The sequence below is a fragment of the Citrobacter sp. RHBSTW-00524 genome (assembly GCF_013747755.1).
In the GTDB taxonomy this organism is placed as follows: domain Bacteria; phylum Pseudomonadota; class Gammaproteobacteria; order Enterobacterales; family Enterobacteriaceae; genus Citrobacter; species Citrobacter braakii.
Genome location: NZ_CP056421.1, coordinates 4,123,872 through 4,139,357 on the forward strand (window position 1 = coordinate 4,123,872; position 15,486 = coordinate 4,139,357).

Genomic DNA, 15,486 nt, shown 5'->3' on the forward strand with positions numbered 1-15,486 from the left:
TGTCAGGAGGACATATGAAATTCTTACAGAATATCCCGCCTTACCTGTTTTTTACCGGTAAGGGAGGTGTAGGAAAAACTTCTATTTCCTGTGCGACGGCTATCCGCCTTGCCGAACAGGGTAAGCGGGTTTTGCTGGTCAGTACCGATCCTGCCTCGAATGTCGGTCAGGTATTCGATCAGGCTATCGGTAACACCATTCGCCCTGTGACGGCAGTTCCTGGACTTTCCGCTCTGGAGATTGACCCGCAGGAAGCCGCCCAACAATACCGCTCCAGAATCGTTGAACCTATTAAAGGTCTGTTGCCTGATGAAGTTGTTAACAGTATCAGCGAGCAGCTTTCAGGAGCCTGTACCACGGAAATCGCGGCATTTGATGAGTTCACCGGCTTATTGACAGACGCTTCCCTGCTGACCCGCTTCGATCACATCATTTTTGATACAGCGCCAACGGGCCACACGATTCGCCTTCTCCAGCTTCCTGGTGCCTGGAGTAGCTTTATTGAAAGCAATCCAGATGGTGCTTCCTGTCTTGGCCCAATGACCGGGCTGGAAAAGCAGCGTGAGCAGTATGTTCACGCGGTAGAGGCGTTATCCGATCCTGAAAGTACCCGCCTGGTTCTGGTTGCACGACTGCAGAAATCGACGCTACAGGAAGTCGCCCGCACCCATGAAGAACTGGCTGCGATTGGCCTGAAAAACCAGTACCTGGTGATTAATGGTGTGCTGCCTGCAGCCGAAGCAGAGCATGACGCCTTGGCTGCTGCGATATGGCAACGGGAGCAGAAGGCACTGGCAAATCTCCCTGCCGGTTTATCCGGGCTGCTGACAGATACCTTATTACTACAGCCAGTCAACATGGTTGGCGTGTCTGCATTGAAGGGACTGCTGGACACCCGCTCAGAGAGATTACCCCTCCCAGCAATGAACGTTCCGTGCACGCCTCAAAACTTATCGCTCTCTGGCCTGGTCGATGATATCGCTCGCAGTGAGCACGGCCTGATTATGTTGATGGGCAAAGGTGGCGTAGGTAAAACCACGATGGCTGCGGTCATCGCCGTCAGGCTGGCAGACATGGGATTTGACGTGCATCTCACGACCTCTGATCCTGCTGCACACCTGAGTACAACGCTGAACGGCAGCCTGAATAACCTGCAGGTCAGCAGGATTAATCCACACGATGAAACCGAACGTTATCGCCAGTATGTCCTAGAGACGAAGGGAAGAGATCTGGACGAAGCAGGGAAACGGCTACTGGAAGAGGATTTACGCTCTCCCTGTACTGAAGAAATTGCCGTGTTCCAGGCCTTTTCCCGAGTGATTCGTGAAGCGGGTAAGCGGTTTGTTGTCATGGATACCGCCCCTACGGGACACACGCTGTTGCTGCTGGATGCTACCGGTGCTTACCACCGGGAGATAGCCAAAAAAATGGGGGGTAAAGGTCATTTTACTACCCCAATGATGCAGCTTCAGGATCCGGATAGAACCAAAGTTCTGCTTGTTACACTTCCTGAAACCACACCGGTACTGGAAGCGGCAAACCTGCAGGCTGACCTTGAAAGAGCGGGGATTCATCCGTGGGGCTGGATTATCAATAACAGCCTTTCCATTGCGGATACGCGTTCTCCGTTGCTTTGCCAGCGCGCTCGTCAGGAACAGCCTCAGATTGAGGCTGTTAAGAATCAGCACGCTGACCGTATAGCACTTGTTCCGGTGCTGGCGTCAGAGCCCGCTGGTATTGAAAAACTCAGAGAGTTGATGAGTTAATTTTTTTGCATATACAGGGCGGCAAAGTCGCCCTGTCAGGAGGCTTTATGTTACTGGCAGGTGCTATTTTTGTCCTGACCATTGTTTTGGTTATCTGGCAACCAAAGGGATTAGGGATCGGCTGGAGTGCAATGCTGTGCGCGGGGCTGGCTCTGATATCTGGCGTTGTGCATGTGGGCGATATTCCGGTGGTGTGGAATATCGTCTGGAACGCGACGGCGACCTTTATTGCCGTGATTATTATCAGCCTGCTGCTTGATGAATCTGGTTTTTTCGAATGGGCAGCGCTGCACGTTTCCCGCTGGGGTAACGGTCGTGGACGTTTGCTCTTTACGTATATCGTTCTGCTCGGTGCGGCGGTGGCGGCACTGTTTGCCAACGATGGTGCGGCACTTATTCTGACGCCGATAGTCATCGCCATGCTGCTGGCATTAGGGTTCAGCAAAGGCACAACGCTGGCATTCGTCATGGCTGCCGGTTTTATTGCCGATACTGCCAGCCTGCCGCTTATCGTGTCGAACCTGGTGAATATAGTCTCGGCGGACTTCTTTGGACTGGGCTTTACTGAGTATGCCTCGGTAATGGTGCCAGTGGATATTGCCGCTATTATCGCCACGCTGGTGATGCTGCATCTGTTCTTCCGTAAAGATATTCCGCCTACTTACGACCTGGCTCTCCTGAAAGCACCTGCAAAAGCGATTAAAGATCTGGCAACCTTCAGAACCGGCTGGATCGTGTTGATCCTTCTTCTGGTTGGCTTTTTCGTCCTTGAGCCGCTCGGTATTCCCGTTAGCGCGATTGCGGCTGTTGGCGCTGTTATCCTGTTTGCTGTGGCGAAACGAGGCCATGTCATTAACACTGGTAAAGTGCTGCGTGGGGCACCATGGCAGATAGTCATCTTCTCGCTGGGGATGTATCTGGTGGTCTATGGCCTGCGTAATGCAGGGCTAACAGAATATCTCTCCAGTGTGCTGAACGTGTTGGCAGATAAAGGACTTTGGGCCGCGACGTTTGGTACCGGCTTCCTGACAGCTTTCCTGTCTTCCATCATGAACAATATGCCTACCGTGCTGGTTGGCGCTCTCTCTATTGATGGCAGCACCGTAACAGGCGTTATCAAAGAGGCGATGATTTATGCCAACGTGATTGGCTGCGATCTGGGACCGAAAATTACACCGATTGGTAGCTTGGCAACGCTGCTCTGGCTGCATGTCCTTTCACAGAAGAACATGACCATCACCTGGGGATACTATTTCCGCACCGGGATCGTCATGACTCTGCCAGTGCTGTTTGTAACGCTGGCCGCGCTGGCGCTACGTCTCTCTTTCACTTTGTAATAAGATACTGATATGAGCAACATCACCATTTATCACAACCCAGCCTGCGGCACGTCGCGTAATACGCTGGAGATGATCCGCAACAGCGGTATCGAGCCGACCGTTATTCTTTACCTTGAGACTCCACCTTCACGCGATAAGCTGGTCAAACTCATTGCGGATATGGGCATTTCCGTCCGGGCGTTACTGCGTAAGAACGTCGAGCCGTATGAGGAACAGGGTCTTGCAGAAGATAAATTTACTGATGACCAGTTAATCGATTTTATGTTGCAACATCCGATCCTGATTAACCGTCCGATTGTGGTGACGCCACTGGGAACTAAACTTTGCCGTCCTTCGGAGGTGGTTCTGGATATTCTGCCAGAGGCTCAGAAAGCGGCTTTCACCAAGGAAGACGGTGAAAAAGTCGTTGATGAGGTAGGTAATCGACTGAAATAAAGATGAAGGGGGCAAATGCCCCCTTCATTATTACTTCGCCATTTCTTCCAGCAGGTCAATACCAACCGGCTCTTCGCTCTGTAACGCTGTTAATGCAATACGCTTTGCATACTGCTCTTCCACATCAGAGATGAGAGGCAACTCGCGGTTTGCCCTGGTCTTCAGGAAAGGTGAAGACGGCTCAGCAGCTGCCAGGCTGTTATTCACAACCCATGCCCACGGCTCAATGCCAGCGCGACGCAGATCCTGCTGCAGGTTTGCTGCTTCCAGTACAGGTGTCGTTTCGGCAAGCGTCACGATAATCACCTTCGTCTTCTCCGGGTCCTGCAATTGCATCATTGGCGTCATCACATGGTCATGTGTTTGCCCCATCTGGCGCACCATTTCCCGGTGATAGGCTCCTGTTGCATCCAGTAGCAGAAGCGTATGACCCGTAGAGGGTGTATTGTTTAGGGACAGGTATTCGATTTGTCAGTTTCGGCGGTCACTGAAAGAACACCTTTTACCTCTACAAGGTTTAATTCCCTGGCTCAGGGTAGGGCTTAGTGGATGCGAAATCGAAGGTAAGTGATCTTGATGTCTTAAGTATTGATGAAAACACATTATAACGATTTTGGTTTTCTAATTCTGGGCTAGAGCGCTTTACTTTCTGGATTCGTAGATACGGTAATATAACCATTCTTCCAGATCGCTTTTTAACCAACGGGAAGCTCTGCCCAATTTAATCGGTTTAGGGAATGCCCCATCCTGTATCAGCTTATAGAACCATTTATCGCTCAGGCCAGTAAGCTGGGTAATGAATTTCATATCAATGAATTGATCTTCAAGTAGTGCAGGTTTTGTATACATGTTGATGTGTTCCGGTTAAAGATGAATAACCGGAGCTGCTAGTAAACCAATCATTACCGTCAGCTCCTCCACATCAATGGCTTCTGTTGTAAAAAAACTTCAGCTTAACGTTTACCTGTCGCTACTCCTTCCTGGGCCTGCCTCTACGGCTTCGTGGTGGTATAGCATTCATACCTGCAATAACCCCTCGTGACTTCTGCTCAGATTTGGCTAAATAACTAATTACGTAACGTAGTTCATCAACTGCTTGCCTATTGCGGTGATCCACTATCGTTCCGGAACTCGCAACGAAATGCTTTTTCTTGGAACACAGATGAAAGAGACCTTCATCGTCAGTCAATCTGCGCCATTCTTCCCCTATCGCACGCGAAGTTGGATAGAATTTCCGATGCTTCTGCCCATCAAGATAAATCATGGCATGCACATGCAACCCCTTACGCTGTCTGTATTCAATTACCCAGTAGTACCCAATAACCATCTTTCGGCCAATTGCCACGTCCATCAGGTGCTGTATCTCGCCCTCCATCTCATCCATGAGATTACGCTGCGAGCGTTCACTTCCTTGTTTCCAGCCAAAATCCATACGAAAAGCCAGTAAGCGGGAATAACGCTCAAACATTTCATCCAGGTGGTGGTTTATATCTTCGAGAAGAAAACGATGCATAGGGTAATTAGGGTTGGCATTGTAGGGTTCTTTCATGATCTATCCTCAAACTAAACGGGGTTCAATAGATAGATGTGTGATGTATTTTTTATACAGGGATGAGTATTGATTACAGGAGGGGAACGGTTAACTCCGGGGGATAATACTAATTAACCTTAATTCAGTAAGAACAGATGGTTTCAGGGATTCTATCGCAGGTTCGCAGGGTGGTCTTACACGGGAAGAAATGTGTGCGCGAAATCTGAAGTATTGCAGTGCGATCTGGCGTTTTACTGACCTCCGTGATAGGTTGTTATGCATAATCAACAAAATGCATAACAGTTATGATAAAGAGAATAACATTTAACACCGATGATAATTTAACGATTGATTCAATCGACAGGTATGCCGAATCCAATGGCACGTCACGTTCGAAAGTAATATGTGAGTTATTACGATCCACTGCACCTATTCTTGATTTTGTGACATATCAAAATAGAATTACTCAGGAGGTTGAAAGCAGGCTTTTTAGCATGTTTTATCATGAGGTCCGCCACTTCGAAACGCAGCAGCATAAAGATGATTCCACGCTGAAGTATCTTCATTTGCTGTCTGAGAAACTTGTTTTTCGTATTCGATCTGAACCAATAATGTCCTTTTCTCTTCCAATGTTTGATGAATGGGATTCTTACAAAAAAGAGTTTAAGGCAAAGATAGAAGAAAATATTGAAGTTCATATGCCAGAAGATGACGGTATATCTAAATATGTTTACTTATGTATAAAAAAGCATCCTGTTGAAAAGTTCGAGTTCGATTTAATCCAGATAACAATTCCATTTTTCATTGTTGACAAGTATTTGTTTGATATCCAATCAATCTGCTATGTTCGCGCTATTGATTTTTGCAATATTGGAATTAATGAATACATGCAGAGAAATAAGAAGTATCTGCATACAGCGTATCTTTCATGGGTTCCTGTTGCGGCCTTTCGGGATGGGTTTATTTTTGTTGCAGCTTTGCACATCGATAAAGCGTTGCCTAATCAACTATATCCTCCTAAAGCCACCATTAATCTTCCTTACGAGTACTGGAAGCATTTAGGATGATTCAATATGATTCAATAGAAAATCATCATTCAAACCATATTCAGATATATATCATTTTCATGAACATACCAGCATAACGGCAGAACTTCACGGTCCTGCCGTTTTTAGTTTTATTTATTGCAGGAGTTGTCATGAATAATCAGCAAGGTTTGCAGCCATTAAACCATTCGCTTTCCGGCCTGCCGCAGTGGGTGTCTGAACGTATATTGCAGCAGGTAAATCAGTTAACCCACTACGAGCCAGTGATCGGCATTATGGGTAAAACCGGGGCGGGAAAGAGTAGCCTGTGCAATGCCCTGTTTGCCGGTGAGGTGTCGCCGGTCAGTGATGTGGCGGCCTGCACCCGTGTACCTTTGCGATTTCGTCTGCAGGTTGGAGAGCGTTTTATGACTATCGTGGACCTTCCCGGCGTGGGCGAAAGTGGCGTTCGCGATACCGAGTATGCTGCGCTGTACCGCGAACAACTTCCCCGGCTCGACCAGGTGCTGTGGCTGATTAAGGCTGATGATCGGGCACTGGCGGTGGATGAGCATTTTTACCATCAGGTGATTGGTGAAGCTTACCGGCATAAGGTGCTGTTTGTTATCAGCCAGTCGGATAAGGCCGAACCTACCAGCGGTGGGGGACAGTTGTCCACGGCGCAGAAGCAGAATATCAGCCGCAAAATCTGCCTGCTGCATGAGCTGTTCCAGCCCGTCCATCCGGTGTGTGCTGTGTCGGTCCGTCTACAATGGGGGCTTAAGGTGATGGCCGAGCGGATGATTAAGTGCCTGCCACGTGAGGCCACCAGCCCGGTGGTGTCGCAACTCCATCCTTCCTTTCGCACGACGGTAGTCCGGGAACAGGCTCGTAGCGATTTTGGTGAAACCGTCGGGGCCGTACTCGATAGCATCAGTGCCTTTCCCCTGATACCCGCCCCGGTGCGGGCCGTCATTCAGGCCGTGCGCACCACGGTGGTGTCAGTGGCCCGCGCCGTCTGGGATTTCTTCTTCTGAGTATTTAACCCATCCCTGTTACTTCCCTGCCCCTGTCGCCGATGCGACGGGGATCCCTTTTATTTGTTTTCCCGTTATGAGGAGTCTGCTTATGACCCGTCTGGCTTCGCGCTTTGGCGCAGCAAACCTTATCCGTCGCGACCGTCCGTTAACCCGTGAAGAGCTGTTTCGCGTAGTGCCCAGTGTATTCAGTGAGGACAAACACGAGTCCCGTAGTGAGCGTTATACCTATATACCCACCATCTCCCTGCTCGACAGCCTACAGCGAGAAGGCTTCCAGCCATTCTTTGCCTGTCAGACCCGCGTGCGTGACCCGGGTCGTCGTGAACATACAAAGCATATGCTGCGTCTGCGGCGGGAAGGGCAGATCACCGGTATACAGGTGCCGGAAATTATTCTACTCAACTCTCACGATGGAACCAGTTCGTATCAGATGTTGCCGGGACTATTTCGTGCGGTTTGTCAGAACGGGCTCGTCTGCGGTGAGTCGTTTGGCGAGGTGCGGGTGCCACACAAGGGGGACGTGGTGAGTCAGGTGATTGAAGGCGCGTATGAGGTGCTGGGGATTTTTGACCGGGTGGAGGAAAAACGGGATGCCATGCAGTCGTTGCTGTTGCCACCCCCGGCACAGCAGGCACTGGCAAAAGCCGCCCTCACATACCGCTTTGGTGAAGACCACCAGCCGGTGACTGAATCGCAGATCCTCTCCCCTCGCCGCTGGCAGGATGAGAGCAATGACCTGTGGACCACGTACCAGCGTATTCAGGAGAACCTGATTAAGGGCGGGCTCAGTGGCCGTAATGCCAAAGGAGGACGGTCACATACCCGTGCCGTTCGCGGTATCGACGGGGACGTGAAACTTAACCGGGCACTGTGGGTGATGGCGGAAGCCCTGCTCACGCAACTGCAGTGACCGTTTAATGTTGCTGCTTTGTTAATATCGGACACCACCTGTCCGCATCGCACCGTGCTGACGGTCCTCACTCACCGAGGGAAGGCCTGTAACCCCCGCTGCCTCTGGCTTTTACAGAAATGAAAAATAGTTTCTGTGGTGTCCATACCCTGTCCGACCCCCTCTTTAAAGTAATCACATCATTTTCAGTCAGTTAACTTTCACGGAGAACGTCTCATGACACAGGCAGAACGCCGCCATGACCGGCTGGCTGTCAGGCTGTCACTGATAATCAGCCGTCTGGTGGCAGGGGAAACGCTGAGTGTGCGTAAGCTTGCCGCTGAGTTTGGTGTGTCGGTGCGCACGCTGCGGCGTGATTTTCGTGAGCGGCTGATGTATCTGGACCTGGAGTATCAGTCCGGATATTGCCGCTTACGCACTGCGGGCAGTGAGACGCAGATGGTGCCCGACGTGCTTATCTTTGCCCACCGCAGCGGGATGGCCGGTCTTTTCCCTGGCTTTGACCGTCGTCTGGTAAACGCACTGCTGATGTGCGATGAGTCTCCCTGCGTAATCGCACCCGCCAGTCCGGCTCCTTCGCCATCAGGCGCATTGTCTTTCTGGCGACTGATTCAGGCCATTACCGGGCGCAGGCGGGTGACTCTGATTGCCGAGGGGCAGCGCTGTGAGCGGCTGGCTCCCTGCCGGTTACTTATCCACCAGCAGGCCTGGTATCTGGTGGCAGAGCACGACGGACATATCGCCGTATTCTCCCTGGATGAAATCCATCTGGTTCAGCCCCTGCAGGAGACTTTCCGGCGTAACGACAGTCTGTGTCGTCTTGTTGAAGACCCGGGCTTTATTCAGTCCTTACCCCATTTTCGCTTTATCCAGCAGTCACTGCTTACGTTTGTTCCGGCCGACAGCCCACCAGAATAGCGTAAGCGTTGTTATCAACCCGGCAACAGGGAGGAGCCCTATGCCCGTTATTGCCATTATCGCCATTGTTGTCATCGTCATCATTCTGAACAAAACCGGGGTGTCCGACAGTCTCGCGGCCCTGACCCTTGCCACTGTTGCCGCACTGCTGACGGGAGGTGGCGCAGCCGGTGCTGCCAGTGTCGCGCTGACACCGTTCGTCGGCGTGCCGGTGGGTATTTTCGTGGGCATTTATGTCTTTGCCAAAGTGGTTCGTCTGATTTCAGGAAAAAAATAATGAAACGTAAAACACTGCCTCTGCTGGCGCTGGTTGCCACCACTCTGTTTCTCATCGCATGCGATGACAGAAGTGATGACCTGAAGGCCATCAGTAAATTTAAGGACCTCACCCCACCGCGTTTCAGTGATGTGGTCAGCCACCAGGATGATGTCAGCGAAGAATGGTCACAGGTTGACTACTTATCCGGTCCCACCTTGCAGGTTTTACGTACCCGCCAGTCGCCCGATGGCTGCGAGGATGGCAGTTACTACTACCTCGTGGATATGCAGGAAAAAACCGTCCAGCCACTGATGAATGCGCTGTGTATTGCCGATAACATCAAACTGGAATACCAGGAGGTGACGGACCCGTATACCAAAGAAAAATACTTTGAGTACGCCCATGACGGCAAACTGATGGGGCGACTGCTGATACCCTCAAACCCTGAGAACCAGGAATAAAACAACGACAAAGGAGACAAGAATGACAATACTTTCACTAAGTCGGTTTATGCTGGCGGGTGTACTGCTCGCGAGCTTTAATGCCTCTGCTATCCCGGGGTTCTGGCAGCAGGGTTACGGTCAGGGCAATACGGAATACAGCGTGACCGAAGCCAGCGGAAAGACGTTTACCATCAACTGCACAGGGAACCCGGACCAGAATGGTTTCTATCAGCATTCAGTCTTTCTTACCCTTGCCGATGACAAGATGGTCAGTTCGCACGATGACGACACTACTATCACCGTAGTGATGGATCACCAGCAGTACATTATTCCGTCCAGCCTGGGCTGGCGTAACGGCGATAACGCCTGGTTTGACTTCATCAGCAATATCTCTGAGGCCGGGCAGTTCGACGTCTACGTCAATGACCACAAAGCAGGGACCTTCACTGCGGACCGGAAGAACGCTGAGAAAGTTCTGTCCACTCCCGGAGACTGCGGTAACGACTGACAGCCGCATCTTCCCCCGCAAACTAACCCCGACAGCCACTAGGTTGTCGGGGTTTTCTTTTATCAGGAGCCTGCAAATGTCCCAATCAGTGTTGCTGTCACCGGGACCGTTCACCCGGAGACAAGCGCAAGCGGTCACTACCACGTACAGCAATATCACACTCGAAGACGACCAGGGCAGTCACTTCCGTCTGGTGGTTCGTGATACTGAAGGCCGGATGGTCTGGCGGGCATGGAACTTTGAGCCGGATGCCGGTGAAGGTCTTAACCGCTATATCCGCACCTCAGGCATCCGTACAGACACGGCCACCCGCTGATCGCGAAGCATTTACCCGCATTCACCTCCCCGAACACACTTTATATCCCCATACGCCAGCCATCGCCGCTGGCGTTTTTATTGACGGAGACATACCCATGACAACACAGACGCAGCACGACCTCGCACCCGCTAACCAACCCGAATTTGAACTGACCGTCACGCCGGTCCCCGATGAACAGCGTATCGATTTCTGGCCACAGTACTTTGGCGCTATCCCGCAGTGGCTACTCCTGGAGCCGCATATCTTCGCCTGGATGGACCGCTTCTGTGAGGGCTACAGCGGTGGTATCTGGTCGTTCTACACCCTCAGCAATGGCGGCGCATTTATGTCCCCCGAGCCTGACAACGATGAGACATGGCGTCTGTTTAACTGCCTGAACGGTAACGATGCCCAAATGAGTGCAGAAGCAGCAGGTATTGCTGTCTGCCTGATTGCGTATAGCCACCATGCCTGCCGTACAGAATGTGACGCGATGACCGCACACTATTACCGCCTGCGGGAGTATGCCATGCAACATCCAGAGGCTCACGCCATTCTGCGTATTATCGACTGACCGAAGGAGCAACAGATGAAACAGCTTTCCTTTTTACCCGGCGAGATGACGCCACAGGACCGGCGTCTCATTCAGCGAGCGCTCAGGGCTCTGGACCGCCACCTGCATGAGCCCGGCGTAGCCTTCACCTCTACCCACGCCGTACGTGAATGGCTGCGACTGCATATGGCCGCGCTTGAGCGGGAAGAGTTCCGGGTGTTGTATCTGGACAACCAGAATCAGTTGATTGCCCATGAAACGCTCTTCACCGGCACGATTAACCGCACCGAGGTGCATCCCCGGGAGGTGGTCAAACGTGCTCTGCACTTCAACGCGGCGGCGGTGATACTCGCGCATAACCATCCTTCCGGCGAGACGACACCTAGCCAGGCCGACAAAACCCTCACGCAGCGACTGGTTCAGGTGCTTCAGCTGGTGGATATCCGTGTCCCTGACCATCTGATTGTCGGTGGCAGGCAAATCTATTCGTTCGCAGAACACGGTCTGTTGTGAGGTATGACATGAAAATTATCAGTAAACGCCGGGCAATGACGATATACCGCCAGCATCCTGAGTCCCGGATCTTTCGCTACTGCACCGGCAAATACCAGTGGCACGGTAGCGTCTGTCATTACACCGGCAGGGACGTTCCGGATATCGCCGGAGTCCTCGCGGTATACGCCGAACGCCGCCAGGACCGCAATGGGCCCTATACCTGCCTGATGAGCATCACCCTGAACTGGCAATAGTGGAGAACTGTAATGAGCAACCCTACCAGGGGCCTGCAGCGGGCTATCACGCCGCGCCTGGGAGCCCGTCTGGTGCAGGAGGGTAACCGACTGCACTATCTGGCTGACAGGGCCAGCATCACCGGCAGGTTCAGTGACACCGAATGCCGGAAGCTGGATGAAACATGCCCGCACTTTATCCGCCATATGGAGTCGATGCTAACCACCGGTGAACTCAGTCCCCAACACGCCCACTGCGTCACCCTGTACCACAACGGTTTCACCTGCGAAGCCGATACTCTTGGCAGTTGCGGCTACGTATACATCGCCATTTACCCCACTCAGAGTTAATTACCTTCACGAGAGTAAACATGAAAACTTTACCTGCAACAACTCAGCGGGCGGCGAAGCCCTGCCTGTCACCCGTGGCTGTCTGGCAAATGTTACTGACACGTCTGCTGGAACAGCACTATGGTCTGACAATAAACGACACGCCATTCTGCAATGAGGCTGTGATTAAGGAACACATCGATGCCGGTATCACCCTAGCCGATGCCGTGAATTTTCTGGTGGAAAAATACGAACTGGTGCGTATCGACAGGAAGGGATTTAACTGGCAGGAACAATCCCCTTATCTCCGGGCTGTAGACATTCTGCGAGCACGGCAGGCAACTGGCTTGTTGCGGCAAAGCCGTAACAACGTAGTACGATGAACATTGCGTACAACCTTCCCGATTTACATTTCTGAACTTCCTCCCTTGTTTACCTATTGCGTAATGCGCCTGCTACTACCCGGCAGGCGCGTTATCTTTTTACGGACAAACAATCATGCAACCAGAAGTTGAAGTATTAACCGATCATAATGAGCTAATTTGTTCGAGCTTTATTGAACACATTGCCAACACATTAAATTTAGGAGTAGTGTACAACTAAACCTGCAGCCAAGGATGTATAGTGAGCGAAGCCCTATCAGGCCTTTTTGGTCAGTAGATAAGATTGATCTTCGTTGATAGAATTTACTTACACCAGCTGTTACATTAAGATAATTTTTTGGTGGGAGAATGATAAGATCTTACGTAACAATTTGATTTTAATGGTGCCGATAATAGGAGTCGAACCTACGACCTTCGCATTACGAATGCGCTGCTCTACCAACTGAGCTATATCGGCCCTGAAAAGGACATGTCCACGAATGTGAGCACGGGGTAGAAGGTTAAAACTAACCGGGCGATGCGTCAATGGCCTTGCGAATCAAACGCCTATTTTTGCATCATCCGGTTTCAATTACGCACGAATCGTGTCGTTACAGGCATGCTTATACGCGGTCGGGTATTACTATAACCAGCGGCGAACGTGTTGTTCATAGCGCTCCCACTCCAGCCCGAAATGTTTTCGCAGTTGTTCCTCTTCAAAGTCGATATGCAATCTGGCAACCGCCAGCATAAATACAGGTACAGCCAGTACTCCAGTCAGGCTACCGATGTAAAGAGCAAAGGCCAACTGGATTCCACTCATACCAAGGTAGATCGGGTTGCGGCTCCAGGCGTAACATCCGTCGGTAACAAGCGTGGTCGATTTATGTGCATGCAGCGGATTCAGGGTCGTACGTTTCATCCGCATCTGCCACGCGGTATGCAATATCACCAACAGACTGACGCCGGCCAGCAATGCGCTTATCACGATATTCACCCCGCCGAATGTGAAACGCGGACTCGCCGTCAGCACATCCGCAACGAGAAAAAGTACTAAGATAAGAGGCGGCGGAAACCAGACTCTTAATTTTGTCAGGAAATGACGCATGGCCAGGAACTCACCTTGGAATCGGTTTAATTAACGCTGATACCGCTATAAATACCCCGTATTAGATACATAAACAAACGATGCTTCACTAACAACAGACTGTCGCCTTCACCAGACAGGCGGGAGTTGTCGTACTCACCTCGACAAAAATACCAGAATCAGAGGCATCCGCCCCTGATGTTCCCGAAAGGCTTTACGTTGAGAAAGTAGAATCCGACGCTGATTCAAAAAAATCTAAAGACTGCTTGTAGTAACGCATAAAATCATCAAACGTCACTGGCGGTAAAAATTGATAACCCTGCAGGTAATCAACATTATTTTTCCCCAACCATTGCTGCTGATAGCCATGTTCAACGCCTTCCGCCACCATGCGTAACCCCAGGAGTTCGGAAAGGTGAATGATTGACTCGAGCATAGGGATATGTTGCTCAACTTCTTTAATAGCTTTGATAAACGTTTTATCAATTTTTATAACATCCAGGTCTAACTCATTGAGATAGCAAAGGTTAGCGTATCCCGTCCCAAAATCATCTAAAGCAAACAGAACCCCTCTGTTTCGCAACGATCGTATCAGCTCTTTGATTGCAGGAGTAATAGTGAGAGTCTGGTTTTCAGTTATTTCAATCATCAATTTTATCGGTAGCCTTTGCGTTATTTCCATAAAATTAAGACACTCCCAATAAAAGACGGGGTTACTTAAACCTGATGGACTCACATTAAAAGAGACGAATAAAGTTTTATTGAAATCCTCGCTTCCGCCGACCAGATTACGCGCGACGGCGTTCATTAAATAGCTCGTTAACTCATTCATTAAGCCACATTTTTCAGCCAGCGGTATAAACTCACGCTGAGAAATAGCATAATTATCTCCCTGTGGCCAACGAGCCAAAACCTCAACACCACAGACATCTTCGTTGATATTTACGATGGGTTGAAAATAAGGAATGATCTCTTCATTCCTTATTGCCATACTCAGTCGACTAGAATCTGAGACATCATATGCTTCGCCGTATATTACATTCTTACCAGAATAACTGTTCGTCGAGGAACCTTCATGCAATAGATTATTCCTGGTTAAAAAAATGATAGTTTCATTAAAATGAGAAAATCCCAGACGAGCGGTAATTCGTTCCCGATATCGATACACTGACTTAATTGTTATCGAGTTAGCATGACAAAAATCGTGCAATTTTTCCTTTGTGAAAGATGCATACAGCATTTTCTCTTCAAACTCAGTCAAATGAAAAGTAAATATCGCTGAACCTTTAGTGACTTCCACAACCTCATTGGGAGCCATTAGATTGGCTCTCAACTGAGAAATCAGCTGATCCGATAGTTCCCGTCCATTAATGAATGCATACTCCTCATACCCCCGATTAATAGAACGATTTTCATTCATCCGAAGAACAATACAGTTTATATTGATAAACTGCGTGCTATTTCTCTGAAACCACTTCCTGACCTGGAATAATGGTAACCGGTTATCGATCACCAGTAAACAGGATGGATGCCGTGGAATAATTGACTGTGAACCAGAAATAAATGCCCGCGCATCGACCAACACCAGATTTGGCAACCACGCTTTTATCCCTGAGAAAAGAAAAATATCATAACTGAGCAGAAAAACCTTTTTCGTATTCATAGTTACCACCAACTTAAATTTATGGCATGGCAGGTCCCTCGTTTTATACACGAGAGAATATACAACACCTTTAGCCTCCAGAAATTACAATGCAGTCCGCGAATTAACTTTATCCATAAGTCATCTCACGCAGTTTCAGATTTTATAATCACGATTATCCATATGAATATTACCATTAAATGTTAAGGCCATTTTAATTATTGAAAAAGGAAAAATCCTAATTCTTCATCAATACAAATCCTATTGCTCATTTTCACTGCAAGACAAAACAAAAAACCACGAATACTAAA

20 protein-coding genes, 1 tRNA gene and 1 pseudogene are annotated in these 15,486 nt (G+C 49.8%); 16 read left to right on the forward strand and 6 right to left on the reverse strand.

Annotated elements, in window-relative coordinates:
* Positions 1 to 14 precede the first annotated feature (14 nt).
* From arsA to arsC, 3 genes are read left to right on the forward strand one after another with little or no spacing between them, the layout of a single operon-like run.
* Positions 15 to 1,766: an arsenite efflux transporter ATPase subunit ArsA gene (gene arsA, locus HV229_RS19875; protein ID WP_032170436.1), complete on the forward strand. Its 1,752-nt coding sequence runs from the start codon at positions 15 to 17 to the stop codon at positions 1,764 to 1,766.
* Positions 1,767 to 1,813: 47 nt separating this feature from the next.
* Positions 1,814 to 3,103, forward strand: coding sequence for an arsenite efflux transporter membrane subunit ArsB (gene arsB, locus HV229_RS19880; RefSeq protein WP_032170435.1), 1,290 nt, complete (start codon positions 1,814 to 1,816; stop codon positions 3,101 to 3,103).
* 12 nt (positions 3,104 to 3,115) lie between these two features.
* The gene (gene arsC, locus HV229_RS19885) at positions 3,116 to 3,541 is read left to right on the forward strand and encodes a glutaredoxin-dependent arsenate reductase (RefSeq protein ID WP_032170434.1); all 426 of its coding nucleotides are present in this window, start codon (positions 3,116 to 3,118) and stop codon (positions 3,539 to 3,541) included.
* 30 nt (positions 3,542 to 3,571) lie between these two features.
* Here the strand turns inward: arsC and HV229_RS19890 are convergent.
* The 3 genes and pseudogenes from HV229_RS19890 to HV229_RS19900 all read right to left on the reverse strand — a co-directional run.
* A pseudogene (locus tag HV229_RS19890) lies at positions 3,572 to 3,976 on the reverse strand (ArsA-related P-loop ATPase); the annotation flags it as partial.
* A gap of 207 nt (positions 3,977 to 4,183) precedes the next feature.
* Positions 4,184 to 4,390 (reverse strand): AlpA family transcriptional regulator, encoded by a 207-nt coding sequence (locus HV229_RS19895; protein WP_032170432.1) that lies wholly within the window; start codon positions 4,388 to 4,390, stop codon positions 4,184 to 4,186.
* 121 nt (positions 4,391 to 4,511) lie between these two features.
* Complete coding sequence (locus tag HV229_RS19900; RefSeq protein ID WP_032170431.1) at positions 4,512 to 5,090, reverse strand: inovirus-type Gp2 protein; 579 nt, start codon at positions 5,088 to 5,090, stop codon at positions 4,512 to 4,514.
* Between the two features lie 287 nt (positions 5,091 to 5,377).
* Here HV229_RS19900 and HV229_RS19905 point away from each other — a divergent pair, with 287 nt between their 5' ends.
* From HV229_RS19905 to ykfI, 13 genes are all read left to right on the forward strand, one after another.
* Positions 5,378 to 6,139 (forward strand): hypothetical protein, encoded by a 762-nt coding sequence (locus HV229_RS19905; RefSeq protein ID WP_134900950.1) that lies wholly within the window; start codon positions 5,378 to 5,380, stop codon positions 6,137 to 6,139.
* A gap of 131 nt (positions 6,140 to 6,270) precedes the next feature.
* Complete coding sequence (locus HV229_RS19910) at positions 6,271 to 7,134, forward strand: GTPase family protein (protein WP_032170429.1); 864 nt, start codon at positions 6,271 to 6,273, stop codon at positions 7,132 to 7,134.
* 91 nt (positions 7,135 to 7,225) lie between these two features.
* On the forward strand, positions 7,226 to 8,047 hold the full coding sequence (locus HV229_RS19915) for a DUF932 domain-containing protein (protein WP_001547762.1): 822 nt from the start codon (positions 7,226 to 7,228) through the stop codon (positions 8,045 to 8,047).
* Between the two features lie 216 nt (positions 8,048 to 8,263).
* Entirely contained in the window at positions 8,264 to 8,965 is a 702-nt protein-coding gene (locus HV229_RS19920; protein WP_001581462.1) for a WYL domain-containing protein, read from the forward strand.
* A 40-nt stretch (positions 8,966 to 9,005) separates the two neighbouring features.
* Positions 9,006 to 9,242 carry a protein YpjK gene (ypjK, locus tag HV229_RS19925; RefSeq protein ID WP_001144031.1) on the forward strand — a complete coding sequence of 79 codons (237 nt, stop codon included), beginning with the start codon at positions 9,006 to 9,008 and terminating at the stop codon, positions 9,240 to 9,242.
* Positions 9,242 to 9,685: a YfjS/YafY family lipoprotein gene (locus HV229_RS19930; RefSeq protein ID WP_001547764.1), complete on the forward strand. Its 444-nt coding sequence runs from the start codon at positions 9,242 to 9,244 to the stop codon at positions 9,683 to 9,685. The genes ypjK and HV229_RS19930 overlap by 1 nt, the downstream gene beginning before the upstream one ends.
* Positions 9,686 to 9,707: 22 nt before the next feature.
* Complete coding sequence (ykfB, locus tag HV229_RS19935) at positions 9,708 to 10,175, forward strand: protein YkfB (RefSeq protein ID WP_181546219.1); 468 nt, start codon at positions 9,708 to 9,710, stop codon at positions 10,173 to 10,175.
* Positions 10,176 to 10,251: 76 nt separating this feature from the next.
* Entirely contained in the window at positions 10,252 to 10,491 is a 240-nt protein-coding gene (locus HV229_RS19940) for a DUF905 domain-containing protein (RefSeq protein ID WP_181546221.1), read from the forward strand.
* Between the two features lie 97 nt (positions 10,492 to 10,588).
* Positions 10,589 to 11,047 (forward strand): antirestriction protein, encoded by a 459-nt coding sequence (locus HV229_RS19945; RefSeq protein WP_000211838.1) that lies wholly within the window; start codon positions 10,589 to 10,591, stop codon positions 11,045 to 11,047.
* Positions 11,048 to 11,062: 15 nt separating this feature from the next.
* Complete coding sequence (locus HV229_RS19950; RefSeq protein WP_000811693.1) at positions 11,063 to 11,539, forward strand: RadC family protein; 477 nt, start codon at positions 11,063 to 11,065, stop codon at positions 11,537 to 11,539.
* Positions 11,540 to 11,547: 8 nt separating this feature from the next.
* The gene (locus HV229_RS19955; RefSeq protein WP_008324517.1) at positions 11,548 to 11,775 is read left to right on the forward strand and encodes a DUF987 domain-containing protein; all 228 of its coding nucleotides are present in this window, start codon (positions 11,548 to 11,550) and stop codon (positions 11,773 to 11,775) included.
* A gap of 12 nt (positions 11,776 to 11,787) precedes the next feature.
* Positions 11,788 to 12,105 carry a type IV toxin-antitoxin system YeeU family antitoxin gene (locus HV229_RS19960; protein WP_008324516.1) on the forward strand — a complete coding sequence of 106 codons (318 nt, stop codon included), beginning with the start codon at positions 11,788 to 11,790 and terminating at the stop codon, positions 12,103 to 12,105.
* Positions 12,106 to 12,125: 20 nt separating this feature from the next.
* The gene (ykfI, locus tag HV229_RS19965; protein ID WP_008324514.1) at positions 12,126 to 12,467 is read left to right on the forward strand and encodes a type IV toxin-antitoxin system toxin YkfI; all 342 of its coding nucleotides are present in this window, start codon (positions 12,126 to 12,128) and stop codon (positions 12,465 to 12,467) included.
* Positions 12,468 to 12,848: 381 nt separating this feature from the next.
* On the opposite strand, the gene HV229_RS19970 is transcribed toward ykfI, so the two are convergent.
* The 3 genes from HV229_RS19970 to HV229_RS19980 all read right to left on the reverse strand — a co-directional run bounded on the left by HV229_RS19970 (position 12,849) and on the right by HV229_RS19980 (position 15,196).
* A tRNA-Thr gene (locus HV229_RS19970) sits at positions 12,849 to 12,924 on the reverse strand.
* Between the two features lie 165 nt (positions 12,925 to 13,089).
* Positions 13,090 to 13,434 carry an isoprenylcysteine carboxylmethyltransferase family protein gene (locus HV229_RS19975; protein WP_249417773.1) on the reverse strand — a complete coding sequence of 115 codons (345 nt, stop codon included), beginning with the start codon at positions 13,432 to 13,434 and terminating at the stop codon, positions 13,090 to 13,092.
* A 313-nt stretch (positions 13,435 to 13,747) separates the two neighbouring features.
* Positions 13,748 to 15,196 (reverse strand): EAL domain-containing protein, encoded by a 1,449-nt coding sequence (locus HV229_RS19980; RefSeq protein ID WP_181546223.1) that lies wholly within the window; start codon positions 15,194 to 15,196, stop codon positions 13,748 to 13,750.
* Between the last annotated feature and the right edge of the window lie 290 nt (positions 15,197 to 15,486).

Bases quoted from the DNA above. Each gene is read 5' to 3' on its own strand.
- arsA (WP_032170436.1), top strand. From the start codon at position 15: ATGAAATTCTTACAGAATATCCCGCCTTACCTGTTTTTTACCGGTAAG.
- arsB (WP_032170435.1), top strand. From the start codon at position 1,814: ATGTTACTGGCAGGTGCTATTTTTGTCCTGACCATTGTTTTGGTTATC.
- arsC (WP_032170434.1), top strand. From the start codon at position 3,116: ATGAGCAACATCACCATTTATCACAACCCAGCCTGCGGCACGTCGCGT.
- HV229_RS19895 (WP_032170432.1), bottom strand. From the start codon at position 4,390: ATGTATACAAAACCTGCACTACTTGAAGATCAATTCATTGATATGAAA.
- HV229_RS19900 (WP_032170431.1), bottom strand. From the start codon at position 5,090: ATGAAAGAACCCTACAATGCCAACCCTAATTACCCTATGCATCGTTTT.
- HV229_RS19905 (WP_134900950.1), top strand. From the start codon at position 5,378: ATGATAAAGAGAATAACATTTAACACCGATGATAATTTAACGATTGAT.
- HV229_RS19910 (WP_032170429.1), top strand. From the start codon at position 6,271: ATGAATAATCAGCAAGGTTTGCAGCCATTAAACCATTCGCTTTCCGGC.
- HV229_RS19915 (WP_001547762.1), top strand. From the start codon at position 7,226: ATGACCCGTCTGGCTTCGCGCTTTGGCGCAGCAAACCTTATCCGTCGC.
- HV229_RS19920 (WP_001581462.1), top strand. From the start codon at position 8,264: ATGACACAGGCAGAACGCCGCCATGACCGGCTGGCTGTCAGGCTGTCA.
- ypjK (WP_001144031.1), top strand. From the start codon at position 9,006: ATGCCCGTTATTGCCATTATCGCCATTGTTGTCATCGTCATCATTCTG.
- HV229_RS19930 (WP_001547764.1), top strand. From the start codon at position 9,242: ATGAAACGTAAAACACTGCCTCTGCTGGCGCTGGTTGCCACCACTCTG.
- ykfB (WP_181546219.1), top strand. From the start codon at position 9,708: ATGACAATACTTTCACTAAGTCGGTTTATGCTGGCGGGTGTACTGCTC.
- HV229_RS19940 (WP_181546221.1), top strand. From the start codon at position 10,252: ATGTCCCAATCAGTGTTGCTGTCACCGGGACCGTTCACCCGGAGACAA.
- HV229_RS19945 (WP_000211838.1), top strand. From the start codon at position 10,589: ATGACAACACAGACGCAGCACGACCTCGCACCCGCTAACCAACCCGAA.
- HV229_RS19950 (WP_000811693.1), top strand. From the start codon at position 11,063: ATGAAACAGCTTTCCTTTTTACCCGGCGAGATGACGCCACAGGACCGG.
- HV229_RS19955 (WP_008324517.1), top strand. From the start codon at position 11,548: ATGAAAATTATCAGTAAACGCCGGGCAATGACGATATACCGCCAGCAT.
- HV229_RS19960 (WP_008324516.1), top strand. From the start codon at position 11,788: ATGAGCAACCCTACCAGGGGCCTGCAGCGGGCTATCACGCCGCGCCTG.
- ykfI (WP_008324514.1), top strand. From the start codon at position 12,126: ATGAAAACTTTACCTGCAACAACTCAGCGGGCGGCGAAGCCCTGCCTG.
- HV229_RS19980 (WP_181546223.1), bottom strand. From the start codon at position 15,196: ATGAATACGAAAAAGGTTTTTCTGCTCAGTTATGATATTTTTCTTTTC.